Source organism: Jezberella sp. (genome assembly GCF_964834465.1).
This window is the reverse complement of the sequence record NZ_CBAZRM010000010.1, coordinates 125548-149486: the sequence shown is the minus strand read 5'-3', so window position 1 is coordinate 149486 and position 23939 is coordinate 125548. Positions and strand designations below refer to the sequence as shown.

Annotated in this window: 21 protein-coding genes; 11 read left to right on the top strand and 10 right to left on the bottom strand. The window is 52.2% G+C overall.

The window, feature by feature from the left end; translation table 11 throughout:
- From lptF to AC1W8Y_RS09685, 3 genes are all read left to right on the top strand, one after another.
- The gene (gene lptF, locus AC1W8Y_RS09695; protein WP_482014269.1) at window positions 1–1113 is read left to right on the top strand and encodes an LPS export ABC transporter permease LptF; all 1113 of its coding nucleotides are present in this window, start codon (window positions 1–3) and stop codon (window positions 1111–1113) included.
- 88 nt (window positions 1114–1201) lie between these two features.
- Entirely contained in the window at window positions 1202–2155 is a 954-nt protein-coding gene (locus AC1W8Y_RS09690) for a CysB family HTH-type transcriptional regulator (protein ID WP_482014268.1), read from the top strand.
- 81 nt (window positions 2156–2236) lie between these two features.
- The gene (locus AC1W8Y_RS09685) at window positions 2237–2563 is read left to right on the top strand and encodes a DUF2325 domain-containing protein (protein ID WP_482014267.1); all 327 of its coding nucleotides are present in this window, start codon (window positions 2237–2239) and stop codon (window positions 2561–2563) included.
- A gap of 29 nt (window positions 2564–2592) precedes the next feature.
- On the opposite strand, the gene AC1W8Y_RS09680 is transcribed toward AC1W8Y_RS09685, so the two are convergent.
- On the bottom strand, window positions 2593–3624 hold the full coding sequence (locus AC1W8Y_RS09680) for a C40 family peptidase (protein ID WP_482014266.1): 1032 nt from the start codon (window positions 3622–3624) through the stop codon (window positions 2593–2595).
- A gap of 158 nt (window positions 3625–3782) precedes the next feature.
- On the opposite strand from AC1W8Y_RS09680, the gene AC1W8Y_RS09675 reads away from it, so the two are divergent.
- From AC1W8Y_RS09675 to acs, 3 genes are read left to right on the top strand one after another with little or no spacing between them, the layout of a single operon-like run.
- Window positions 3783–5714: a propionate--CoA ligase gene (locus tag AC1W8Y_RS09675; protein ID WP_482014285.1), complete on the top strand. Its 1932-nt coding sequence runs from the start codon at window positions 3783–3785 to the stop codon at window positions 5712–5714.
- The gene (locus AC1W8Y_RS09670) at window positions 5711–6112 is read left to right on the top strand and encodes a heme-binding protein (protein WP_482014265.1); all 402 of its coding nucleotides are present in this window, start codon (window positions 5711–5713) and stop codon (window positions 6110–6112) included. The genes AC1W8Y_RS09675 and AC1W8Y_RS09670 overlap by 4 nt, the downstream gene beginning before the upstream one ends.
- A gap of 54 nt (window positions 6113–6166) precedes the next feature.
- On the top strand, window positions 6167–8146 hold the full coding sequence (acs, locus tag AC1W8Y_RS09665; protein WP_482014264.1) for an acetate--CoA ligase: 1980 nt from the start codon (window positions 6167–6169) through the stop codon (window positions 8144–8146).
- A gap of 30 nt (window positions 8147–8176) precedes the next feature.
- Here the strand turns inward: acs and AC1W8Y_RS09660 are convergent, their stop codons facing one another.
- Window positions 8177–8638: an acyl-CoA thioesterase gene (locus AC1W8Y_RS09660; RefSeq protein WP_482014263.1), complete on the bottom strand. Its 462-nt coding sequence runs from the start codon at window positions 8636–8638 to the stop codon at window positions 8177–8179.
- Window positions 8639–8834: 196 nt separating this feature from the next.
- Here AC1W8Y_RS09660 and AC1W8Y_RS09655 point away from each other — a divergent pair, with 196 nt between their 5' ends.
- The 3 genes from AC1W8Y_RS09655 to AC1W8Y_RS09645 all read left to right on the top strand — a co-directional run bounded on the left by AC1W8Y_RS09655 (window position 8835) and on the right by AC1W8Y_RS09645 (window position 12565).
- Window positions 8835–9752 (top strand): ketopantoate reductase family protein, encoded by a 918-nt coding sequence (locus AC1W8Y_RS09655; protein WP_482014262.1) that lies wholly within the window; start codon window positions 8835–8837, stop codon window positions 9750–9752.
- Between the two features lie 40 nt (window positions 9753–9792).
- On the top strand, window positions 9793–11043 hold the full coding sequence (locus tag AC1W8Y_RS09650; RefSeq protein ID WP_482014261.1) for an MFS transporter: 1251 nt from the start codon (window positions 9793–9795) through the stop codon (window positions 11041–11043).
- Window positions 11044–11233: 190 nt separating this feature from the next.
- The gene (locus AC1W8Y_RS09645; protein ID WP_482014260.1) at window positions 11234–12565 is read left to right on the top strand and encodes an ABC transporter substrate-binding protein; all 1332 of its coding nucleotides are present in this window, start codon (window positions 11234–11236) and stop codon (window positions 12563–12565) included.
- A 7-nt stretch (window positions 12566–12572) separates the two neighbouring features.
- Here the strand turns inward: AC1W8Y_RS09645 and AC1W8Y_RS09640 are convergent, their stop codons facing one another.
- The 7 genes from AC1W8Y_RS09640 to AC1W8Y_RS09610 form a co-directional block, all read right to left on the bottom strand.
- Window positions 12573–14258 carry an MBL fold metallo-hydrolase gene (locus AC1W8Y_RS09640; RefSeq protein WP_482014259.1) on the bottom strand — a complete coding sequence of 562 codons (1686 nt, stop codon included), beginning with the start codon at window positions 14256–14258 and terminating at the stop codon, window positions 12573–12575.
- Between the two features lie 62 nt (window positions 14259–14320).
- On the bottom strand, window positions 14321–15856 hold the full coding sequence (locus AC1W8Y_RS09635; protein ID WP_482014258.1) for a UxaA family hydrolase: 1536 nt from the start codon (window positions 15854–15856) through the stop codon (window positions 14321–14323).
- A gap of 55 nt (window positions 15857–15911) precedes the next feature.
- Complete coding sequence (locus AC1W8Y_RS09630; RefSeq protein WP_482014257.1) at window positions 15912–16778, bottom strand: carbohydrate ABC transporter permease; 867 nt, start codon at window positions 16776–16778, stop codon at window positions 15912–15914.
- Between the two features lie 17 nt (window positions 16779–16795).
- Complete coding sequence (locus AC1W8Y_RS09625; protein ID WP_482014256.1) at window positions 16796–17710, bottom strand: carbohydrate ABC transporter permease; 915 nt, start codon at window positions 17708–17710, stop codon at window positions 16796–16798.
- 5 nt (window positions 17711–17715) lie between these two features.
- Window positions 17716–19038 carry an ABC transporter substrate-binding protein gene (locus AC1W8Y_RS09620; protein WP_482014255.1) on the bottom strand — a complete coding sequence of 441 codons (1323 nt, stop codon included), beginning with the start codon at window positions 19036–19038 and terminating at the stop codon, window positions 17716–17718.
- A gap of 69 nt (window positions 19039–19107) precedes the next feature.
- A complete protein-coding gene (locus AC1W8Y_RS09615; RefSeq protein WP_482014254.1) occupies window positions 19108–20178 on the bottom strand; it encodes an ABC transporter ATP-binding protein in 1071 nt (356 codons plus the stop codon).
- The gene (locus tag AC1W8Y_RS09610) at window positions 20166–21131 is read right to left on the bottom strand and encodes a C-terminal binding protein (RefSeq protein WP_482014253.1); all 966 of its coding nucleotides are present in this window, start codon (window positions 21129–21131) and stop codon (window positions 20166–20168) included. Before AC1W8Y_RS09610 ends, AC1W8Y_RS09615 begins: the two co-directional genes overlap by 13 nt.
- Window positions 21132–21250: 119 nt before the next feature.
- Here AC1W8Y_RS09610 and AC1W8Y_RS09605 point away from each other — a divergent pair, with 119 nt between their 5' ends.
- Window positions 21251–22018, top strand: a complete 768-nt coding sequence (locus AC1W8Y_RS09605) for an SDR family NAD(P)-dependent oxidoreductase (protein ID WP_482014252.1) — start codon at window positions 21251–21253, stop codon at window positions 22016–22018.
- Window positions 22019–22043: 25 nt separating this feature from the next.
- On the top strand, window positions 22044–23114 hold the full coding sequence (locus AC1W8Y_RS09600; RefSeq protein WP_482014251.1) for an Ldh family oxidoreductase: 1071 nt from the start codon (window positions 22044–22046) through the stop codon (window positions 23112–23114).
- On the opposite strand, the gene AC1W8Y_RS09595 is transcribed toward AC1W8Y_RS09600, so the two are convergent.
- Window positions 23086–23847 carry a FadR/GntR family transcriptional regulator gene (locus AC1W8Y_RS09595; RefSeq protein WP_482014250.1) on the bottom strand — a complete coding sequence of 254 codons (762 nt, stop codon included), beginning with the start codon at window positions 23845–23847 and terminating at the stop codon, window positions 23086–23088. The genes AC1W8Y_RS09600 and AC1W8Y_RS09595 overlap by 29 nt on opposite strands.
- Between the last annotated feature and the right edge of the window lie 92 nt (window positions 23848–23939).

Genomic DNA, 23939 nt, shown 5'->3' with positions numbered 1-23939 from the left:
ATGTCCCTATTTAAACGATCGGTTATTTCAGAAGTTGCCAATCACGCCGGCGTTGTTTTCTCGACGCTGATTGTGGTGTGGCTCAGCATCGTGTTGGTGCGCTTGCTGGGTGAGGCTGCCGCTGGCAAAATCGGCCCCGACATTGTGATTGGTTTGGCAACCTTCACGACCATCGCAGCGCTTCCGACCATTCTGGCTGTCTCGATTTTTATTGGCGTGCTGACAACGGTCACTCGCAATTACCGGGAATCTGAGATGGTGGTGTGGTTCTCAAGCGGCTTGTCCTTGCTGAGCTGGATTTCCCCGATTTTGACGCTTGCGATCCCGACCACGATCATCATCACGGGTTTGACGATGTTCGCTACCCCGTGGGCGCAGCGGCAAATGGAAGACTACCGCGCCAAGTATGAGATGCGTTCTGATCTATCCAAAATTACCGCGGGTCAGTTCATGGAAGTAGAAGAGGGTCAGCGAGTCTTTTTTGCTGAGGACGCGAGTGAAGATCAATCGACGCTGGGTAATCTGTTTTTACGTGCCTTGGATCCCAATTGGCATTCAATCGTGACGGCTAAAACGGCAGTAACGGAAGTTGAGGCCAATGGTGATCGTTTTCTGGTGCTGGATAAAGGGCAACGCTACGACTTAAAGCCGGGTACTTCCGAATTTCGTGTCTCCGACTTTGAGCGATTTGGCATGCGTCTCGAAAGCAAAGACAGTGCGCAATCGGCGGAACAACGCCGACTCGAACTGTTAAAAAGTCGCAAGGCAAGGCCGACATCCATGCTAATCGTTGATCCCGAACCCGAGGCAAAAGGTCAGCTGTTTTGGCGAATCTCTATCCCGATTGCGGCGCTCAATTTGGCATTGCTGGCGATTCCACTGGGGGCGGTCAATCCCAGAGTCGGCCGATCCGAGTTACTCATTGCCGGTTTGGTGGCGATGCTTTACATGAATTTGATCAATATCTCTCAAGGCTGGATCAACACGGGAACCATCCCCTTCGGCATTGGCGTATGGGTCGTACATCTGCTGTTTGGTGGCCTCACGGCTGCGCTGTTAATGCAACGTTTACGTGTCAAGGCACCTAAAGCACCGGTTCAAGCGGTCACGTGAGCTAGCTCGTTTCCTTATAAGTACATAACTAACAGTTTGTAAAGTTATGTTCTATATAACTTAAAATGGTGCATCTTCAGGGGTTTCTATGAATTTGCAACAGTTTAGATTTGTTCGTGAAACGATTCGGCGCAACTTTAATTTGACTGAGGCGGCGAACAGTCTATTCACCTCTCAGCCCGGCGTTTCAAAAGCCATTCTCGAATTTGAGGATGAATTGGGTGTCAAGATTTTTGAACGTTATGGCAAACGCATCAAAGGGTTGACCAAACCGGGTATTGCTGTCGCGCAGGTGATCGAGCGCATCATGCAAGAGATCGATAACTTAAAAAAAGTCAGTGATGACTTCGCTCGCAAAGACGAGGGCGCGATGGTCATCGCCTGCACTCATACTCAGGCACGCTACGTCTTGCCCAAAGTGATCCCCGCTTTCAGAGCCTTGTTCCCGAAAGTTCATCTGTCGCTCGCTGAGGGAAGCCCGTCTCAGTTGGCCGACATGGTGCTCAGTGGCCATGCCGATCTGGCAATTGCGACAGAGTCACTTGCGCTAACGCCAGGGCTGTCAACGTTGCCCTGCTACAGTTGGGGCCATGCGGTGGTAGTGCGGCCAGATCATCCCTTAGCAACGCTAGCTCGCGACAGCAAGTTTCTGGTGACACTCGATCACTTGAAAGATTACCCGATCGTCACGTATGACCGGGCCTTCTCTGGCAGACGTTCGGTGGACGAGGCCTTCGAAAGAAATGGCATCACGCCTGATATCGTGCTTGAGGCAATCGATGCAGACGTGATTAAAACGTATGTGGATGTGGGTATGGGGATCGGCATCATTGCTGGCGTCGCCTTTGAGCCTGCGCGCGATAATCACCTCGTCAAATTGTCTGCAGCACATCTGTTTGGTGAGCAAACGACAAGAATCGCCATTAAATCTGGGGTGTTTTTGCGCGATTACGTCTACACACTCATTAGCATGTTGTCTCCTGAGCTAACCGAAGTGCGTGCAAAACAGCTTCTCGAACTTCAAATGGCCGAGCAAAGATAAGAATTATTCTTATTTGCCTTGACTCACTAAATGAGAATCATTATCATTTAACTTGTTTCTTAATCAAGAAAGAGGTGAGTCATGGTCAATTTATTGAGTGCAGTGGTTGTGGGGGCAGATCGACTGGGCAATATCCCTGAACTTTTGCGTGGGCACAATATTCGTATTACCCACCATATCAGTGGTCGTGATCCCTCGCATCAGAAAAAAACCTTGCAACTGCCGACGGGCACTGGATTGGTTATCTTGCTAACCGATTTTCTGGGTCACAACGTGATGAAGACTTTCAGGCAGGCTGCTCAACGCCAAGGGGTGAGAATTGTTGCTTGCCGACGCTCGGTTTGTGCCGTACGACATGCCCTTGCCCAATTGGGGGTACCCGCGATCGGCAGAGATTGCGCTGCGTGAGAGCCCGAGCACACTCAAGCCGTGATGACCTAGCGATTGGTGGTGGTTTGAGCTGGTTTTGTTGAAGTCGCTAGCTTTGGATCTCTCGTCTGCTGGCTGGTGCTAGTGCTAGATTTTGAAGCGATAGACTGGGGTTCAGGTTTGGCGTCAGTTTTATTTCCAGATTTCGCACTTGATTTAGAAGCGGATTTTGTTTCTGACTGACTGCCAGACTTGGCTGTCACCTTTGAACTAGATTTGTCGTCCAATTTACTCGCGTTGGCCCTTGCAGCGGGCTTTTTGTCTTTAATCAGTGTCGTTTGACGAGGCTGACTCGAGTTCAGATGCGCACTGGTCGGCTTGTGAGCACTGATCGAACCATAGGTACCTTGAGTTGAGATCGTGATGGGCGCCGCATCGTTCAAGCTTGTATTTGGGACGGCCGAGGCAAATTCAGCCCCTTCTAGCCGACGTGCCCCGGTGAATCGTTTATCCCAATAGCGTTCATTCAAATCCTCAATGCGCACCACCCCACCAGTTGCGGGAGAATGAACGAACTTGCTATCGCCAAGATATACGCCCACATGCGAAAAACGGCGACCCATGGTGTTGAAGAAGACTAAATCGCCCACCTGTAGCTGATTGCGCTCGATATTAGAACCAAGTTTGGCCATGTCGTCAGAGCGAGGAGGCAGTTTCAGACCGAGTGATTCTTGGGCCGAATAGAAAACCAAGCCACTGCAATCGAAACCAGTCTCTGGTGACTTGCCGCCAAACCGATAGCGAATGCCGAGCTGGGTTAATGCTTGACGAGCCAGCACGTTGTTCACGTCTTCGGGATTGATTTTTATGTTTTCAGTTCGCTTGCGAGCGATAAATTCGCCGATCGGATCAGGTCGCGTCTGCCACGTGTAGCCAATCTCATCCGATGCGTTCGAACCGTTAAAAGCCGTGTGAACCCCATTGGGGTCAGTCGCGCAACCTGCCAAAACCAAACAAATCCCCACCACCCAGCGACGATTGAACCTGCTGACCGAGAGCAGGGCATTAGCGGGGTTTATCGCGAAGAAAGGTATAGACATTCTCGATCTATTGGAAAGACTAAAAAGCTTGGGCGTAAGACTAAAGGCAACTTGCGTCAAACGCAATGAATATCTGATGAAGCTAAGACTTACGCAGCGGTTGCGCAATGGCCAGATCCAGCTAAGCTAAGCAAGATAGGGCAAAATAGTAACAAACTCTGACCGACAACAACAGAAATTATCATAAAACAGGAAGCCTGACCATGAATGCCGTTCATCACTTTCACCGTCAATCCCTGGAGGAAAGAGACGTTTTTTGGGCTCGCGAAGCTCAAGCCGTCCACTGGCACAAGCCGTTTGATCAAGTGCTGGACTACTCGACACCGCCGTTTGCGAAGTGGTTTGTCGGTGGTGAGACGAATTTATGCTTTAACGCGGTTGATCGCTGGGTGGAAACCCGTGGCGACGAACGGGCATTGATTTGGGTATCGACCGAGGTTGAGCAAGAGATCATCTACACCTATCGTGACCTCTACCGCGAAGTGAACACGGTCGCCGCGATGCTGGTCAGTCAGGGGGTGCAACAGGGCGATCGCGTGCTCATTTACATGCCAATGATTCCCGAGGCGGTATTCACGATGTTGGCGTGTGCCCGGTTGGGCGCTATTCACTCTGTCGTTTTTGGCGGATTCGCGTCGGTTAATTTGGCTCAGCGTATCGACGATGCGCAGCCTAAAGTGATTGTGACAGCAGACGCTGGCTCACGTGCAGGCAAAGTGACGCCCTACAAACCATTGCTGGATAAGGCAATCTCACTGGCTAAACATCCCCCGGCGAACGTCATTATTGTTGACCGAGGTCTCTTTTCCTTTGATCCCGTTGTCGGGCGGGACTTGGACTATGCAGCAATGCACCGTCAGTACCTTGAATCAGAGGTTGCACCTGTCTGGCTCGAATCCTCTTCGCCAAGCTATATCCTTTACACCTCGGGTACCACAGGCAAACCCAAGGGTGTTCAGCGAGATACAGGGGGCTATGCGGTTGCCCTCGCTTCCTCGATGGGCGGGGTGTTCAACGGCAAACCCGGCGAAACTTTTCTGTGCACCAGCGACATCGGCTGGGTTGTTGGGCATTCTTACATTGTCTACGGGCCACTCATTGCTGGGCAAACCACCATTCTCTACGAAGGTACCCCGATTCGGCCTGACGGGGGCATTCTCTGGAGCCTGGTTGAACGTTTCTCTGTCAACACGATGTTTTCTGCACCGACAGCTATCCGTGTGCTTAAAAAGCAGGATCCAGCTTTACTTAAAAAATACGATCTTTCGTCTTTGAGATCACTCTATCTGGCGGGTGAACCGTTGGATGAGCCCACCGCACAATGGATATCAGAGGGTTTGGCCAAACCGATTATCGATAATTACTGGCAAACGGAAACAGGCTGGCCCATCCTCGCGGCGCAACCAGGTATCGCGCAGGTCGCGACCAAATTCGGCAGCCCTTCCTTTCCGGTGTACGGCTTTGATGTTCGAGTGATTGACGAGCAGAGTGGTGAGGATCTCGGGGCTAACCAGAAGGGGGTAGTCGCCATCGTTCCTCCGCTACCACCGGGCGCCATGAGCACGATATGGGGCGACGATACTCGGTTTGTCGAAACCTATTTCACGGCAATTCCCAACCGTCAGGTCTATTCGACGTTTGACTGGGGTTTATTTGACGAAGAGGGTTATTTCTTCATTCTGGGGCGCACCGATGATGTGATTAATGTCGCGGGACACCGACTCGGAACCAGAGAAATCGAAGAGTCAATCAATAACCATCCCGCGGTCGCAGAATGTGCAGTGGTCGGGATTGCCGACCAGCTCAAAGGACAAGTCGCCATCGCTTTTGCTGTCTTGAAAGATGCCAAGTTAATTGATGGAGAAGGGGCAGATCTCAAGCTTGAAGGCCAGGTCATGAAACTGGTCGACGAACAATTAGGCGCAGTTGCCCGACCTGCTCGCGTCAGATTTGTCACCTCCCTGCCAAAGACCCGCTCTGGTAAAGTGTTGAGGCGGGCGATTGTCGCAGTTTGCGAAGGCAGAGAGCCGGGTGATCTCACGACAATCGAAGACCCGACTGCACTTGAACAAATAAAGGATTCGCTTTGAAAACTAAATCAATTCTCGGTGACGCGGACGTTGCACGAATGATGGCGGCTGCCAAGGCATGCGCCAATCAAAACAACTGGGCTGTGACCATTGCCATCGTTGATGATGGCGGGCATCTCTTGAGTCTGCAACGTTTAGATGGGGCTGCTCCGTTGTCTGCACATATTGCTCCGGCAAAGGCGCATACCTCTGCGATGGGTCGACGTGAAACCAAGCTTTACGAAGACATCATCAATAATGGTCGTACGGCCTTTTTAACGGCTCCATTTGTTGAAGGTCTGCTCGAAGGCGGCTTACCCATTATGGTTGATGGTGAAGTTATCGGTGCCATTGGCGTATCTGGCGTTAAGTCATCCGAGGACGCTCAGATCGCCGCTGCCGGCATTGCTGCGTTGTAATATTTTTTATCAAAAATAGAGTCAGTACGACTAGACTCAAAGGAGATTATTCCCATGTCAACGTCTATCGAATCAACGCTCGTTGAAACCCGTGTGTTCCCGCCGCCAGCTGAATTCGCTAAACAAGCGAATGTGTCTGGCGCAGCTGGCTACCAGGCGCTCCTCGAAGAAGCGGATCGTGATCCAGATGCCTTTTGGGGGCGTCTGGCTCGTGAAAATCTGCACTGGGCAAAACCCTTCACGCAAGTGTTGGACGAGTCGCGTGCCCCTTTCTATCGTTGGTTTGGTGATGGTGATTTGAATATCTCTGCTAATTGTCTAGATATCAATCTGACCAATGGCAACGCGAACAAAGTAGCCATTATTTTTGAAGCGGATGGCGGCGAAGTGACGCGCGTGACCTATCAGCAACTCTATGAGCGAGTCTGCCAATTTGCCAATGGCCTGAAATCGCTTGGATATAAAACGGGCGAGCGAGCCATCATTTATTTACCGATGTCGATCGAAGCCGTTGTTGCGATGCAGGCGTGTGCCCGTTTAGGCGTGACGCACTCGGTCGTTTTTGGTGGGTTCTCGGCAAAGAGCCTCCATGAGCGCATCACGGACGTCGGGGCGACGCTGGTCATCACCGCGGACGAGCAGATGCGCGGTGGCAAGGCGATTGCGTTGAAGCCTGCGGTTGATGAAGCGTTTAGCATGGGCGGATGCGATGCAGTACGTCATTGCATCGTTTACAAGCGGACCGGTGGCAAAGTGGTCTGGGATGCCAAGCGCGACATCTGGATGCATGAGCTGGCAGACAAACAAGCAGCCACCTGCGATCCTGTACCTGTCAATGCCGAGCATCCCCTGTTCATTCTCTATACCTCGGGGTCGACCGGCAAGCCCAAAGGGGTGCAACACAGCTCAGCGGGTTATTTGCTGTGGGCTAAATTGACGATGCAATGGGTCTTCGATGCCAAGGCAAATGATGTGTTCTGGTGTACCGCCGATGTGGGCTGGGTGACGGGCCATACCTACATTGCGTACGGGCCTTTGGCAGCAGGTATGACGCAGATTGTGTTTGAAGGCGTGCCGACTTATCCCGATGCTGGTCGGTTCTGGAAGATGATTCAAGATCACCAGGTCTCTATCTTCTATACCGCACCGACCGCAATACGTTCGCTCATCAAAGCATCAGAGGCAGTCCAAGCGCATCACCCAAAATCATACGATCTAACAAGTCTGAGGCTACTTGGCTCGGTTGGCGAGCCGATTAATCCAGAGGCTTGGATGTGGTATCACACCAATGTGGGCGGTGGTCGTTGCCCGATCGTGGATACCTGGTGGCAAACCGAAACGGGGGGGCATATGATTACGCCCTTGCCCGGTGCTACGCCATTAAAGCCCGGATCGTGCACCACACGATTGCCCGGCATTACTGCGGCGATCGTCGATGAGACTGGGCACGACGTCGATGCAGGTCACGGCGGCTTTCTGGTGATCAAACGGCCTTGGCCCTCGATGATCAGAACGATCTGGGGTGATCCAGATCGTTTCGAGAAAAGTTATTTTCCGCCAGAGCTCAACGGTTACTACCTCGCTGGCGATGGCGCGCAGTGTGATGTTGACGGTTGTTTCTGGATCATGGGGCGCATCGATGACGTGTTGAATGTATCCGGTCACCGCCTTGGCACGATGGAGGTCGAATCCGCCTTGGTTTCTCATGAGTTGGTCGCCGAGGCTGCTGTTGTTGGCCGGCCAGATGCAACGACGGGCGAAGCGGTCGTGGCTTTCGTGGTGCTCAAAAGGACCCGTCCCGAGGGTGACGAGGCAGTTGCCATTGGCAAACAACTGCGTGATTGGGTCGCCAAAGAGATTGGGCCGATCGCAAAACCCAAAGAAATTCGTTTTGGTGATAACTTGCCCAAAACACGATCTGGCAAAATCATGCGACGTCTGTTGCGTGTGGTTGCCAAGGGAGAGGCGGTCACCCAGGACGTGTCTACCCTAGAGAACCCCGCGATTTTGGATCAGTTATCCAAGCCCGTTTGAGGTCTCAAGCCGTTGGATGTCGCAGAGAAATCAGGACTTCAGGTCCTGATTTTTTTGATGCACGCGTGCGCTCATTTCTAAGCGCATCTGTTTGCGCAGTTCAGCTGCGGCAAATCGGCGCTTTTCTTGCTCGCTAAAGGGTCTTAAAGGCGGTACCGCGGCCGGTTTTCGCTGATCATCGACAGCTACCATGGTGAAGAAACAGCTATTCACATGCCTGACTTCTTGCGTCTGGATGTTCTCTGCAATCACCTTGATGCCGACCTCCATGGAGGAGGTGCCGGTGTGATTAATAGAAGCTAAGAATGTCACCAGTTCGCCCACGTGGATCGGTTGTCTGAAGGTGACCTGATCAACGCTAAGCGTCACCACGTAGCGGCTTGCATACCGACTGGCGCAGGCGTAGGCAACCTGATCCAATAATCTGAGAATGCTGCCGCCATGCACGTTGCCGGCAAAATTGGCCGTGTCGGGCGTCATCAGCACCGTCATGGTGAGCTGGTGAGCTGGAAGGGGTGACATATGAAACTCGCAATGAAAAAATCAAAAATGACTAATATGGTAACTCGCCCATATGATTCGGTTCGATAATTGGTTAACATCCAAGCCCAGAACCACTGAAATTCGCATAAAAATTTCGGATGATAGCCATTCAAACCAACTGACAACAATAAGACACATAAGACACATGAAAATTTTGATCGTAGGCGCAGGGGGGGTAGGTGGTTATTTCGGCGCTCGGCTCACCAACGCGGGGGCAGATGTCACGTTTTTGCTGAGAGAGGCGCGTCATCAAAAAATACAAAGTCAGGGCTTAACGGTAGAGACACCCAAAGAAACGTTTACGGTGCAAGTCAAGTCTGTCACCAAAGACCAATTGACCCCTGAGTACGATCTCATCATGCTTGCCCCCAAGGCTTACGATCTTCAAGATGCATTGGCTTCGATTGCCGGGGCGAGTAGCAAAGGCGTGTTGATCCCCTTCTTGAATGGGCTAAATCATTTGCCCTTGCTGGATGAGCGCTTTGGGCGCGATCGGGTCATGGGAGGCGTTGCGCAAATTGCCGGCACGATCACGCCCAGTGGGTCTGTCAAACAACTCAATGACCTGGCAACACTGACCATTGGGCCGCGTTCTGAGGCCCATGTTGACATGGCAAAGGCTTTTTTCGCACGATGCCAGCAGGCTCAGTTTGCCAGTATTTATAGTGAGAACATCGAACAGTCGTTGTGGGATAAATGGGTCTATCTGGCCTCTTTGGCCGGCATGACGACGCTTTTTCGAGGTTCTGTCGGAGAAATTGTCGCCACCCCTTGGGGCACAGAGCTAATGACGAAGTGTTTTGCAGAAACCTGCGCCGTGGCAAGCGCGCATGGTTTTGCGATGAGCGGGGTTGCGCACGCCAAAGCACTTGAGAATTTGACCAAGGCGGGCTCAAACTTTACCGCCTCAATGCTGCGAGATTTACGAGCTGGCAACATGACTGAGCATGAGCACATTCTGGGCGGGATGGTCTCGCGAGCGTTAGATAAAAATATAGCGTGTGATCTGCTGAAAGCTGCTTACACGCAGTTATGTGTAGCCCAAGCGCAGCGCAAAACTTAGCAGACATACGAGCAGACGTCACGAGACCTGTGAGCAACTGATGCAAGTACCTGCCACCCCCTTCACAGTGACACGCAAGCTTTTTTGGGGATGGTGGATGGTGGGCGGCTGTATGGCGATCGCTATCGTGGCGTGGTCTTTTGCACTTTACGGGCCCAGTGTCTATCTACATAGCATCAGTCAGAGGCAGGGTTGGTCGATCGGCTTGGTGTCGTCAGCGCTAACACTTTCCTTTTTGGTTAATGCCTCCGTCCTGTTGTTTGTGGGGCCTGCCATAGCCCGTTACGGCGCTAAACCAATGATGATGGCCGGTGCATTGTCCATGGCCATGGGGCTGGCTAGCATGGGGCAGGTGACGGCCGTTTGGCAAATTTATCCCGCGTTTGCACTGATGGGCCTCGGGTGGTCTTGCTTGTCAACAACAGCCCTCACGACCACGTTAGCGCCCTGGTTTAACAAGTATCAAGGGCGTGCAGTCTCTACGGCCATGCTAGGGGCGAGTGTGGGCGGCATGGTTGGTGTGCCTTTTCTGCTAACGCTCATCGATGCGGTGGGTTTTGAAGCCGCCATGTTGGGGGCCGCTGGTCTGGTGGTGGGCGTGGTCTGGCCTATCAGTCTGTTTGTGCTGAAACGTAGACCGCAAGATTTGGGCCTTTACCCCGACGGCTTACCCTCAGCAAAATTCGCCTCTGGCAACGATACCGCGACCTGGACGCGCAAAACGGCGTTGCAAACAAAAGAACTCAGAACGGTGATCCTCGCTTTTGGTTTGGCCTTGATGGTTCAAATCGGCTTTTTGACCCATCAAGTGTCTATGTTGCTACCCGTCGTTGGCCAGCAGGTGACGGGTTTGTGCGTGATGGCCGCGGCGTTTTCTGCGTTTGTGGCCCGTATGTTATTGGCGCGCTTCTCGGATCATATGAATGTCCGAGTCATTGCCGCGGGCGTATTAGTGCAGGCTGCGCTGTCCATATTGCTGGTTTGTTGTTTGCCGACCACCCCATGGGCTTTGATGACGGGGGTGGTGCTGTATGGGATGACGGCTGGTAATGTCACGACATTACCCCCTATCATTGTGCGACGAGAGTTCGGGGCCCTCTCGTTTGGTGTCGTGTTCGGTATTTGCGCCATGTTTATGCAGCTAGTATCCGCGCTGGGGCCAGGATTTTTTGGTTTGCTCTTTGATTTGAGCGGCAGTTATCGGCTGCCTTTAGCGATTGCTGTGTTGATGAATATCGCTGCTGCACTGATGATTGTCCAGGTGGGAAGCCCCAGGTGGCGACGCATTTAGCGCCAAGCGATTGACTGAAGTGTTGTTCGTAGGTTTGTAAGTTTGTATTGGTAAGAAAGTAAATACTGAAATATTAGCCAAATGGCGTATATCAGTTTACAATTTAATCGAAGCGTAGACTGGCTTATAGGCTAATTAGCCTATTTTAGTTTACAATTTGATCCAGACAAAATTAAAAAAGACGGCAACCATGCAGCGACGCAACTTTCTCAAATCAGCAGCAATCACCGTTTTTGGGGCAGGTTTCCCTGTCAGCGGGGTGATGGCTCAAAATCGCTACGCGAAGTACGCGGGGCAGACGGTCACCATGAGTATCCCAGCGCATGCTCAGTACGATGCGATGGTGAGTTTGTTGCCTCAGTTCACCAAAAGCACGGGCATTAAGGTCGAGACAGAAAAGGTCGCCGTCAGTCGGTTAAAAGATAAGCAGTTGCTAGAAATGGCCAAATCACAAGGGGATTATGACCTGAGCGCCTACGTTGTGATGTGGAAAAGTGAATACGTCGCCAAGCGTTTGATCCAGCCATTAGCTCCTTTCTTTGCCAACCCAGCGTTGGCAGATCCGACGTACGATCTAGATGACATCATCCCGATTTATCTCGAAAACATCGGCATGGTAGGTGGCCCGAAGGGGTATTTGAAGGGCCCGGGGGCATCGCTATATGGTTTGCCCTATGGGGCTGAAACCTCGATTCTCGCTTACCGGCGCGACATCTTCGAAGAGCACAAATTACAAGTCCCCAACAATTACGTCGAATTTTCAAAACTCTTACGCACCATTAAAGACAAAGCAGGCATTGGTGCGTTGACGTCGCGAGGTCAGGTGGGGCATCAGGCGGTGCATGCCTGGCTCTTGCACCTCAATCCCCTTGGCGGGCGACTCTTTGACGATCAGTGGAAACCTACTTTCAATGACCAATATGGTATTGACGCGTTGAAATTTCTGCAAGATGTGGTCGCCACTGGCCCAGCAGGCATTACGAATTTTGATCAAAATCAAAGCACAGCGGCATTTTTGCAAGGTCAGTCTGCCCTGTATCTTGACTCTATCTCGATCGCAAGCCAGGTCAACGACACGAGAAAATCCAAAGTGTTTGGTAAGGTGGGCTACGCCTTACATCCCATGGGGGCGCGTCGAGCTTCTGAAGCGGGCGGGGCCGGCTTGGCAATCGCGCAGAACTCGAAAAATCCCGACGCGGCTTTTTTGTTGTTGCAATGGTTGACATCTAAGGCGCAGGATAAAGCCGTCACTCGGTTAGGGGGTTCGCCGCTGCGCAGTTCGACCTTGGCGGATGCAGATATGTTGCGCCAGTATCCTGAATTTTCAGTGTTCCAAGAGGCGCTGAAGTTCGCGAACCCCGATTGGCGACCTATTATTCCCGAGTGGGATAGGATTAACGTTCAGGCGCTTGGGGTTGGTATTTGGGAGGCACTGACGGGTAAAAAGACCGCTGAAGCCGCGCTCAGTGGGCTGATCCCTCAAGTCACACAAATTATGCGCGAAGGTGGCTATAAGATCTAAGCCACGATTAGGGGCTGGGGCTTCTGAGCTGCCAGTGCGAGTCTGCAAGTGCAGTGACACGCTCTTGTTCGAGCAGCTTATGCAAATGGGCAAGTAAAGAACGAGACGCAACGGCATGGCGAGTACTGGGGACGTCGTCGTACACTTTGCTGACCAAAATATCCAGTCGGATGGGCGTGTGCGACTCACGCAAAGCTTTGACGACTTTGTTTTCCCGATCTTGTCGGTGAATGAGCAATCTCTCGACGACCTCGACGGGTTGGTGCATCAAAAACCCATGCCCAGGCGCCAAGTAGTCGATTTTTATGGTGAGGATTTTGCGCAACGAACTGAGGTAAGTCGCCAAGTGGCCGTCGGGTGGGTTAATCACCACCGTTGATCCTTGCATGATGTGATCACCCGTAAACATCAATCGCTCTGACTCGAGTAAGTAACATAGATGATTCGACGCGTGACCAGGGGTGTGGATCGCTTGAACCCTCATGCCCGCCACGTCGCAGTAAGAACCATCCTCAAGCACAACATCAGGTTTAAAAGTCTGGTCTTGATTGTCATGCGCAGGGGGCGGCATGCCCATCAGCGTCGCACCGGTTTTCTGCTTAAGCAGGTTGGCGGCAGGTGAGTGATCTTTGTGCGTATGGGTACATAAAATCCAACGAATAGCGCCAGCAGCATACTTGAGAATATTCTCAATATGCGCGTCATCTGCCGGACCCGGGTCGATCACCGCAACACCGGTCGAGGCATTACCCAACAAATAGGTATTGGTACCTGGGCCAGTCATCATGCCACGATTCGCCGCGGTCAATCTGACGATGTTTTCACCGAGCGTTACTGGCACACCCGGCTCGATATAGGTGCGGCAATGGCCGCTATTGTCGCGATCGATCTTTGCAACCTCGGCATAGGCAGGATCGCCGGGGATCAGCAAGTGGCTTTGCCCGTCGCGATCAAGCGCACCCTTGGGGTTCATCGCCAAAATTTGGCGAGGTGTTTTTGCGTGTGCGAGCAGTTCCTCGACGCGGTGAAATCGAGCCAAGGCTTCAAGCGTCTTGATGGTGGGAAACATGAGGTTCAGCTCACCGACTTTACCCATCTCAAGCGCAGCTTGTGGGCTCACCCATAAGTGAGCGACGGTCTCAGCGTTATCCTGCATGGGAATCTGCTGAGCCGGTGCGCGGGCGACAAAGAAACGAGTATCGTAACGTCGTGGTTGGCCAGCCTTTGTCACCCAGTGACTGAAATAGTGGATTTGATCCGTTGCAACACGTAGTTGCAGTTGTTTCAGAATTTCAACAAAAGAGAGTTTGTTGTGTGTGAAATCTGCTCTGAGTGCGGCTAATCGGTCGGCTTCTGTCTGATCGAAGCTGAAAAGGTTCTGATCAGGCTGATAACCCAGCACCAAACCCGCCTCTTCAAAACATTCACGTACCGCTGCTATCCAGTAGGCAAGACCGCCGCGCTCAATGCCCAGTAAATGACTCGCGCGTGCATCGTCAAGCCCTGCGCACAGGGCAGCAATTTCTGCCTCCTGATCCTGTCGGTCTAATCCGCCCCCAGGAAATACGTGCATACCCTTGGCAAACGTAACTTGAGTAGTACGTTTGAGCATCAAGACCTCAAAGCCTTGATCTACATCACGAGCAAGAATAATCGTCGCGGCGGGTTTGATCGGGACAGGCGTTTCGGTCAAGGACTGCTCCAAGCAGAATTAGGTTAATTCTTACATTAGAACAAATAAGTTACACGAGAGCATTACATAACAGCACCAATCTGCCACGGCACGAACTCATTCTGTCCATAACCGTGATGCTCGCTCTTGGTTTTTTCGCCAGAGGCGACCCGAATGATCATTTCAAAAATTTCTGCACCCTTCATCGCGATTGAGACCCCTTCGTCGATGATTTCGCCGCAATTGATATCAATATCTTCACTTTGTCGCGTCCAGAGCGCATTGTTAGTGGCAAGTTTGATTGACGGCGAAGGGGCGCAACCATAGGCTGACCCTCGTCCGGTCGTAAAGCAAATCATGTTGGCACCGCCCGCCACTTGACCCGTCGCCGAGACCGGATCGTAGCCAGGCGTATCCATATAAACGAAACCTTTGGCCGTGACGGGTTGTGCGTATTCATAGACAGCTTCAAGGCGCATGGTGCCGCCTTTAGCCACGGCACCCAGGGATTTTTCAAGGATAGTGGTTAACCCACCCGCTTTGTTCCCCGCTGAAGGATTGTTGTTCATTTCGCCCTGGTTACGGGCACAGTAGTCTTCCCACCAATGAATGCGCGAGATGAGCTTCTCGGCGACTGCCTGATTCGCCGCACGGCGAGTCAGGAGATGCTCGGCACCATAAATTTCAGGGGTCTCTGACAGAATTGCACTGCCCCCATGTTTGACGAGCATGTCGACGGCTGCACCCAGCGCAGGGTTGGCAGAGATGCCTGAGTATCCGTCTGAGCCGCCGCACTGAAGGCCAATGGTGAGATGACTGAGAGGCACGTCCACGCGTTTAACGTTGTTGGCGTGCGGCAGCATGCCTTTAATGAGAGAGATCCCCTTGGCGACTGTTTTGCTCGTGCCACCCGTGTCCTGAATATTGAAGGTTTGAAACAAGGGGTTCTCTGAGAGGTTTTCAACTGCCAACAGATCGACGATCTGATTACTTTCGCAACCCAGACCGACCATCAAGACGCCGCAAAAGTTCGCATGCCGCGCATAGCCAGCCAACGTGCGACGCAGTACATCGATACCTTCACCGGTGCTGCCCATCCCGCAACCCGTGCCCATCGCCAGCGCAATGACGCCATCCACATTGGGAAAATCAGCAAGCGCCGCTGGATTGGTCTGGCGATCAAAATGAGCGGCAATCGCTCTGGCAGCAGTGGCAGAGCAATTGACGCTGGTCAGAATACCAAGATAGTTTCGCGTGGCAACCCGACCGTCTGTGCGAACGATTCCTTTGAACGTGCGAGGTGTCGTCTCGTATTGCGTGGGCTTGGCATCCACACCAATCGCATAATCGCGCTCGAACGCGCCGCCTTCGACCCCCATACCGAGGTTGTGCACGTGCACATGCGAGCCAGCTTCGATATCTGCCGTCGCAAAACCGATGATCTGGTTGTAGCGACGCACAGGATCGCCTTTGAGGATCTTTCTTGTCGCTATTTTGTGCCCAGGCGGTATCAGCCCGCGAACAGTTAATTTCTCAGAGGGAAAGGTCGCCCCTGACACGAGCTGCTGACGAGCAATGACGACATCATCCTGCGCGTGCAGGCGAATAATGGGTTCCATGACTGATCCTTGAGGCTAATTTCGCATGCAGATGTTCTGGCGGTTCGTTACCACGCTATTCTTTCACAGAGCCTGTCATGCCAGAGACGTAATACTCGACAAAAAACGAGTAAATGAAGGCCACGGGTAGCGATCCCAGTAGCGCACCTGCCATCAGCGCCCCCCAGTGGTAGACATCCCCTTCGACCAGCTCGGTAATCACCCCGACCGGAACTGTCTTGATCTCTGATGATGAAACAAAGGTGAGTGCGTAAATGAATTCGTTCCAGGATAAGGTGAAAGCGAAAATCCCTGCCGAGATCAAACCCGGGACAGCCAGTGGCAGGATGATCCGGGTGAGGATTTGTAATCTTGTTGCACCGTCAATCAACGCACACTCTTCAAGTTCATAGGGGATCGATCTGAAATAGCCCATTAGCAACCACGTGCAGAAAGGCACCAAAAAAGTCGGATAAGTCAGTATCAGTGCCATCTTGGTGTCAAACAAGCCGTACTGGAACACGATGCTCGCCAACGGGATGAAAATAATCGAGGGAGGCACCAAGTACGCAAAGAAGATCATCATCCCCATCACTTTCGAGCCTTTGAAGCGCAGCCGTTCGATCGCATACGCCGCTAAAACGGCGGTAAATAGCGAGATGAACGTCGCACTAATGGATACCACGAGCGTATTCCAGAGCCACTGCGGGTAAGCCGTATGAAACAGCAACTTGTTGAAGTGGGCCAGCGTCGGGTGCACGAGCCAGAAGGGGTTGCCTGTCTGCGACAACAATTCATTGTCTGGTTTGAATGCGGTGATTGCCATCCAGTAAAACGGGAACAGCAAAATGAAAAGCATGAAACCCAGCGGGATATAAATCGTGACCCATCGGCGCGGCAGGGAGGTCAGAAAATCCATTCCCTGACTATTTTGTTTAGACATGATGATTCCCTGAAGATTTATTTGTCGGCGCCCTGTTGCCAGGCGCGTCGTTGCAGACCGAAGTAACTAAACATGATGGCAGCAAGCAATAGCGGCACCATCATGGTTGCAATAGCGGCACCCTCACCAAGCGCCCCACTCGGGATGGCTCGTTGAAAGGCCAGTGTCGCCATCAGATGCGTTGAATTAAGTGGCCCACCGCGGGTCAAGACATAAATTAATTGAAAATCAGTGAAGGTGAACAACACCGAGAAGGTCATCACCACCGCAATAATCGGTGTGAGTAATGGCATGGTGATGTAGCGAAACTGTTGCCAAGGAGTGGCCCCGTCAATCGACGAGGCTTCGTAAAACGAAGGGGAAATGGTTTGCAGGCCAGCCAGCAGAGAGATTGCAACAAAGGGAATGCCGCGCCAGACGTTGGCAATAATCACCGACATCCGTGCCATCCAGGGGTCACCCAGAAAATCGATGTAATGATCGAGGAGCCCCATCTTGGTAAATAGCCAACTGATGACCGAAAATTGCGCGTCGTACATCCACCAAAATGCGAGAGCACTCAGCGCAGTTGGTGCAATCCAAGGTAATAAAACGACGGCTCTGAAAAACGATTGAAAAGGCAGGTTCTTATTCAACAGCAAAGCTAACCAAAGACCAAGGATGAACTTGGCAATACTGGCTACGATGGTATAGAAGAGCGTGTTAAAAACGACGAGCTGAAAGACGCTGTCGGTCACGAGATAGATAAAGTTTTCAAGCCCTACCCACTCGCCGACTCGGCCAATCTTGGCATCGGTAAAACCGAGCCAAGTCCCTAGCCCCAGTGGATACGCTAACAATCCTGCCAGCAAGAGCACAGCTGGCAGCATGAAGGCATAACCCAGCGAATGCCGGTTAGATTGGAAACGCTCCAAGAGGGATAGGGCTTTCATACTGGTTAGGCCTTGTAGTAACGTTTTGCGCGTTCAGCGGCACGTTGTGCTGCCTCTTTCGGCGTGCGAGTGCCGCTCGATGCTTCAGCCACCATGTCCAGCACGATGTAGTCACCCAAGCACGCAGCAGAAGCAGGGCCTAGTGGGCCTGAGTAACCGTGTACGGTCGCCATCGCAGGGCATTCGCCATAGACGGCAACCTTAGGGTCACCATGCCACAGTGGATTTGCCTCATAGGCCTTCAGCGTTTGCGCACCATAGCCGATTGATTTCTCCATCCAGGGGTTGTATTGCTCAGCCTCCATCAAGAAGCGAGCCAGTTCACGCGTTGCATTTGGATATTTTGTGTAAGCGAAGCACATCATCTGTGTGATTTGCATCAACTCCATCGGCCGACCGACTGGCCCCACGGGAAAGTGTGAGTGTTCGATATCGCTGGCCATCGCTTTCATCTTCGGATCTTCAGACATTTTTGCTGCGTAGTAGACCGAAATACCGTTAGCCGTGAGGCTGATTTGGCCGTCCAGAAATGCCTTGTTGTTATTTGGGTCTTGCCAAGACAACGTGCCGGGGACAAAGGTCTTATAGAGCTCACGTGCATACTCGAGTGCTGCAATGGTCTCGGGCGAGTCAACGACGACTTGGCCTTTTTCGTTGACCAATCTGCCGCCGTGCGACCAGAGCAACCAGTGCGTCCAGTTGTTACCGTCACCCACGGCTTTGCCCAGAGCGAAACCTGCGGGCGTGCCTTTTTCTTTCAACGCCTGGCAAAGCTTCAGAAACCCGGCAGTATCTTTAGGCATGGTTTCAAATCCAGCCGCTTGCACATGGCTTTTTCGATAGACCATCGCATTAGCAATGAATGCCCAAGGCACTGAGAGCCATTTATCGTTGAGGGTGCCGTATTGCTTCGCCGCGTTGTACCAACCACCGTATTTCTGGCCTAGATAGGTACATAGTTCAGTCATATCCAACATCTTGGTGGGGTACTGAAACGGATCATCAAACCAGCCCATGATCATATCTGGACCGCTACCAACGTTTGCAGATACCGCAGCTTTAGGGCGGATGTCTTCCCAACCCTCGTTATCGACTTTGACTTCGATACCGTAGGTTTTGCTAAATTTCTCAATGTTGACCATGAACTGATCTTCATCGCCTTGCACGAAGCGCTTCCAGCGCAGAACTCTCAGTTTGGCACCTGCCTCTGGCTTGTAAGCAAGCGTTGGTGTTTGCGCCGTTGCAATGGGGGTGAACCCGCCCACAGCGGCCGTCGAGGCGACAGCGGCACCCGTACCAATAAAATCACGACGTGAAAACTGTTTCATGGATATCTCCTGAGTATGCAGATAACTGCTTATCGTTCTGTTGCAAAGTTAAGATGTAAAACGACTAACCTACTTCATGACAAAACCGGTAGTGGCGTCAAACAGATGGGTATGGGCCGGATCTGGCTTCAGTTTGACGGCTTGATTAGGCACCAAATCAATGCGATGGTGGAAGACGGTAGACAATTGGGTCTCCCCAAAGGCGAACGTCACAAAAGTGTCCGCGCCCGTTGGTTCGATGACGTTAGCAATGACGGCCAGCTCACCACTCGAGTCGAGCGAAAGATGCTCAGGTCGCGTACCAAACAGCACTGGCTGACCTTCCTGCCCGACCGTGGTTAGTTTTGCAGTGACATGCGAGCCGTCGTGAAGCTCTACCTTAGTGGTGCCATTTTCATGGCGGATTTTGCCAGGTAGCATATTCATGGCAGGCGAGCCGATAAAGCCAGCGACAAACGTGTTGACCGGGTTTTCGTAAAGCTCAATCGGACCACCAACTTGTTCGATACGACCATCGCGCATCACCACAATCTGATCGCCCATCGTCATCGCTTCGATCTGGTCATGGGTGACGTAGATCGACGTTGTTTTCAAACGCTGGTGCAGTGCCTTGATCTCGGTGCGCATCTGAACACGCAGCTTGGCGTCAAGATTAGATAACGGCTCATCGAATAAGAACACCTGCGGATCGCGAACAATTGCTCGCCCCATCGCGACACGCTGGCGCTGACCGCCCGATAATTGACGAGGATAGCGTTCAAGCAAATCAGTCAAGCCCAGAATCTCTGCCGCTCTTTTTACCTTGGCGTCGCTGTCCGCTTTGTCTGCTTTGGCAAGTTTGAGCGAGAAAGACATATTGTCTCGTACGGTCATGTGCGGATAAAGTGCGTAGTTCTGAAATACCATCGCAATGTCGCGTTCTTTTGGCTGCATCGAGTTAACGATTCTGTCACCGATATAAATATCACCACCTGTGACCTCTTCAAGCCCCGCCAGCATTCTCAGTAGCGTCGATTTGCCACAACCTGAGGGGCCCACCAAAACGGTGAATGAGCCTTCTGGGATGTCTATATCCACGCCATGCAGGATGGGGGTGTCTTGAAATGATTTCTTGACACCACGTAGCGTCACACTTGCCATGATCTGAACCCTTTGACAACAACGTAATCCGGCTTACCGGTCTGTGCAAACGTCACGATGTTCTGTGCAGCTTTGCTTCTTAGTTCTATTTCAGCTTCTTGCGAAAAAAAAGCGGCGTGCGGCGTCAAAATTGTCCTCGGATGTCTCACGAGGGGGTGATCACCTGGAGGCTCTTGCGGCAACACATCCAGTGCCAATCCGCCGAGCCTGCCTGTATTCAGCGCTACCAGCGCATCATCCACATTGATGATGCCACCTCGCGCCGTGTTAACCAAGTAACTACCCGGCTTCATCAGATTCAACACACGGGCGTTGACGATCGAGCGCGTTTCGTCGTTCAACGGGGTATGTACTGAGATGATATCTGCCGTTGAAAAAAGGGTTTCCATATCCACGCGTTCAACATAAGGAGGGAAGTCGTAGGCCATGATGTGTGGGTCGCAAGCGATCACACGACCAAATGTTTCGCGGGCGATGTGAGCGAAACGTTTGCCAATCCGACCTAGTCCCAAAATGCCAACGGTCATGCTGGAAGGGCGTTTGAGAACACCAGGGGTCAAGTAGTGCCATTGGCCGGCACGAATATCTCGATCGTAAAAAGACAGATGTCTGCTTAGGTTTAAGGCCATCGCAAGCGCGTGAGTGGCGACCTCGTGCATGCCGTAATCTGGAGAATTGCCCACCCAAACCCCACATGCTTGTGCGTCGGCTGTATTGATGGTGTCAAAGCCCGCACCAAAGCGACTCACAATTTTCAATTGTGGCAACGCTTCGAAAACTTTGCGGTTGGCAGGTGCGTATTGCAACAAGAACGCATCCATACCTTGACCCGCTGCAATGAGTTCATCTTCTGTTTTGCATTGAGCTAACGTGACGTTGAGGCCAGCGTTGTTAAAGAGGTCTAGCTCAAGTTGGACATTTGGAAAATCGAAATCGGTAATTAATACATTCATGCCGTGCTCTGATTGACTTGAGAACACAAGAATATTATGGTTGTGGCAATCCGGCAATTGGTCAGACCAATTATTATTAAAATAGCGGGAAAACCCTTAACCCATTCGAGGCAAACGCAATGACAAACGCAGCAAAGTACGATTTTTCGGGTAAACACGCAGTGATCACGGGCGGTGCGGCTGGTATTGGTGAGGCATGCACCGCGCGTTTGCTGGAGGGCGGTGCCAAGGTCAGTATCTGGGATCGAGACGACGCTGCTCTGCTTGCTGCGGTGGCGAAGTTTGGTAGCCATGTGCACGGTGTCAAGGTAGATGTGTCGGATGCAAATTCAGTCGAGGCTGCGCTTGGGTCATCACTGAGTTTTGCCGATCATATTGATATTTTGGTGAACAGTGCTGGCATCACCGGGCCCAACGTGCCCTTGATTGATTACCCCATTGACGAGTGGGATCGGGTATTTGCGATCAATTTGCGCGCCACGTTTTTAACCTGCCGCGCGATTGCACCGGTGATGAAAAAGGCCAATGGTGGTAAAGGCCAGGGGCGTATCGTCAATATTGCTTCGATTGCAGGCAAAGAGGGTAACCCCAACGCCTCTGCTTATAGTGCCTCCAAGGCGGCCGTCATCGGTCTGACAAAATCACTGGGTAAAGAACTTGCCTTGACCGATATCAAGGTGAACTGCATCACACCGGCGGCGGTCAAGACGGGTATGTTTGCTCAGATGACGCAGGCACACATTGATTTCATGTTGTCGAAAATACCCATGAACCGCTTCGGTCAAATCCAAGAGATTGCAAACATGGTGGCGTGGTTATCATCAGAGGAATGCAGCTTCTCGACAGGTGCGGTATTCGATATTTCTGGTGGCCGTGGGACTTATTAAGAGCGCAACGCAAGGACACGATGTCATGAATGCTGCATTAACCAGTCGAATTGCTTATAACGCTCATGATTTAGAGACTTGGGCGGGGCTCCTGTTAGCTGCGGCAGGATTGGATAGCAGCCTCGCACGCGTGGTTGCAAAAGCGCTGGTGGAAGGAGACTTGCTGGGTCACGATACGCATGGTTTAGCGCTTTTGCCGGGCTATCTTAAGGAGATTGAACAAGGCAGCATGGCTCGTGCTGGTTCTCATCGAGTCCTTAACCAAAAGCCGGCCGCGCAGCTCTGGGATGGAATGCGTTTGCCGGGCCCGTGGTTGATCGAACAAGCAATGGATGACTTGATTCCGCGCGCGCGCGAAATGGGTCTTGCGTCTCTGGTCATTCGACGCAGTCATCACATCGCTTGCTTGGCCGTGTTTCTCATGCGTGCTGCTCGTGAGGGGATGCTGATGGTGTTGACTTGCTCTGATCCCTCGTCAGCGAGCGTGGCGCCTTATGGCGGTACAAAAGCAGTCTTTACGCCAAATCCGATTGCCATGGGTTTTCCTTGTTCAAGAGGCGATGTGTTAATCGATATCTCTGCATCGATCACCACCAATGGGATGTGCAATCGTAAGGCGGCCGCGGGCGAGCAGTTCGCAGAAAATTGGTTGTTGGATGGGCAGGGACAACCAAGCCGAGATCCACGCGTGTTTCAACAACAACCCCCGGGGACGATTTTGCCGATCGGGGGCTTGAGTTACGGGCATAAGGGATACGGCCTGACGTTGATGGTCGAAGCCTTGACTGGGGGGTTAGCAGGTTTTGGTCGAGCAAACCCCAAAGAAGGGTGGGGTGCAACTGTCCATATCACCCTCTATGACCCTGACGCTTTTGGCGGTCAAGCCGCATTTTTGCAACAGATGGATTTTATTGCTGACGCCTGTTTGAACAATACCCCGCGTGAGCTCGGCGCAAAGCTGCGCTTGCCCGGTCAAGGGGGTCTCGCACTGCGAGAGACACAACTGGCCGAAGGGGTCAGATTGCATCCATCTATTTTGCCGAACCTAGCGATTTACGCAGAAAAATTCAGGATGCCGCCACCGACGGCTTGCTGAGTGCGGACGCGGTGGGTGGTTTTCCTTCAACAGAAGATTTGCCCCAGCTTGCGGAAAAGCGAGCGTATGCTTTTTCCATGTGATGTTGCATCGCTCGACGGGCGGCAACGGCATCCTGCGCTTTGACGGCCCGCAAAATACTGCGATGCTCTTTAATGGCTTGATCCCAGCTTTTCTTATTATCGAAGTAGTTGGCTAGTCGCGAGAACAGCACGCCAAGTCTCGCGTTAAACAGCTGGTCGACCATGTTTGTCAGCACATGATTGCCTGTCGCGGCAGCCAATGCTTTGTGAAAAGCCTGATCTGCCTCAAGCGGATTGTGGTTGCTTTCAGCGCGTTCAATCATGTCGCTTAGCGCTGCGTCGAGTTGTTCGAGATGCTCGGCGGTACGTGAGAGCGCGGCTTGAGCCGCGATCTCGGATTCGATGAGAAGGCGCGCCTGAATGACCTCGAAAGGGGCAAAATCCTGGCGAGGCATTCTACCTTTCTGTTTGCTTTGGGCGGGTTTGCAGACATATACCCCGGATCCCATGCGGATCTGAACCATGCCAATCACCTCAAGCGCTATCAGCGCTTCGCGTACCGAGGGGCGAGAGGCGCCGAATTTTTCTGCAAGATCGCGTTCTGAGGGTAAGCGGCTATCGACCGCAAACTCGCCACTCTTGATCATTTTGCTCAGTTGATCGGCAATCTGCTGGTAGACGCGTCGGGTTTCGATGGACTTGATCGGCATGATGAGGCGACGTTGATCTGGTTCGTTTCAAACACTCATGGTACGACTTTTCATTGGACTTTGTCACGATAACTGGTAAATTGGTAAAGCCA

Excerpts from the sequence above, each read along its gene's own strand:
- AC1W8Y_RS09630 (WP_482014257.1), bottom strand. The coding sequence starts at position 16,778 with ATGTCTAAACAAAATAGTCAGGGAATGGATTTTCTGACCTCCCTGCCG.
- AC1W8Y_RS09600 (WP_482014251.1), top strand. The coding sequence starts at position 22,044 with ATGAATGCTGCATTAACCAGTCGAATTGCTTATAACGCTCATGATTTA.
- AC1W8Y_RS09680 (WP_482014266.1), bottom strand. The coding sequence starts at position 3,624 with ATGTCTATACCTTTCTTCGCGATAAACCCCGCTAATGCCCTGCTCTCG.
- AC1W8Y_RS09620 (WP_482014255.1), bottom strand. The coding sequence starts at position 19,038 with ATGAAACAGTTTTCACGTCGTGATTTTATTGGTACGGGTGCCGCTGTC.
- AC1W8Y_RS09685 (WP_482014267.1), top strand. The coding sequence starts at position 2,237 with ATGGTCAATTTATTGAGTGCAGTGGTTGTGGGGGCAGATCGACTGGGC.
- AC1W8Y_RS09660 (WP_482014263.1), bottom strand. The coding sequence starts at position 8,638 with ATGACGGTGCTGATGACGCCCGACACGGCCAATTTTGCCGGCAACGTG.
- AC1W8Y_RS09610 (WP_482014253.1), bottom strand. The coding sequence starts at position 21,131 with ATGAATGTATTAATTACCGATTTCGATTTTCCAAATGTCCAACTTGAG.
- AC1W8Y_RS09605 (WP_482014252.1), top strand. The coding sequence starts at position 21,251 with ATGACAAACGCAGCAAAGTACGATTTTTCGGGTAAACACGCAGTGATC.
- AC1W8Y_RS09635 (WP_482014258.1), bottom strand. The coding sequence starts at position 15,856 with ATGGAACCCATTATTCGCCTGCACGCGCAGGATGATGTCGTCATTGCT.
- AC1W8Y_RS09645 (WP_482014260.1), top strand. The coding sequence starts at position 11,234 with ATGCAGCGACGCAACTTTCTCAAATCAGCAGCAATCACCGTTTTTGGG.
- lptF (WP_482014269.1), top strand. The coding sequence starts at position 1 with ATGTCCCTATTTAAACGATCGGTTATTTCAGAAGTTGCCAATCACGCC.
- AC1W8Y_RS09650 (WP_482014261.1), top strand. The coding sequence starts at position 9,793 with ATGCAAGTACCTGCCACCCCCTTCACAGTGACACGCAAGCTTTTTTGG.
- AC1W8Y_RS09625 (WP_482014256.1), bottom strand. The coding sequence starts at position 17,710 with ATGAAAGCCCTATCCCTCTTGGAGCGTTTCCAATCTAACCGGCATTCG.
- AC1W8Y_RS09655 (WP_482014262.1), top strand. The coding sequence starts at position 8,835 with ATGAAAATTTTGATCGTAGGCGCAGGGGGGGTAGGTGGTTATTTCGGC.
- AC1W8Y_RS09615 (WP_482014254.1), bottom strand. The coding sequence starts at position 20,178 with ATGGCAAGTGTGACGCTACGTGGTGTCAAGAAATCATTTCAAGACACC.
- AC1W8Y_RS09595 (WP_482014250.1), bottom strand. The coding sequence starts at position 23,847 with ATGCCGATCAAGTCCATCGAAACCCGACGCGTCTACCAGCAGATTGCC.
- AC1W8Y_RS09690 (WP_482014268.1), top strand. The coding sequence starts at position 1,202 with ATGAATTTGCAACAGTTTAGATTTGTTCGTGAAACGATTCGGCGCAAC.
- acs (WP_482014264.1), top strand. The coding sequence starts at position 6,167 with ATGTCAACGTCTATCGAATCAACGCTCGTTGAAACCCGTGTGTTCCCG.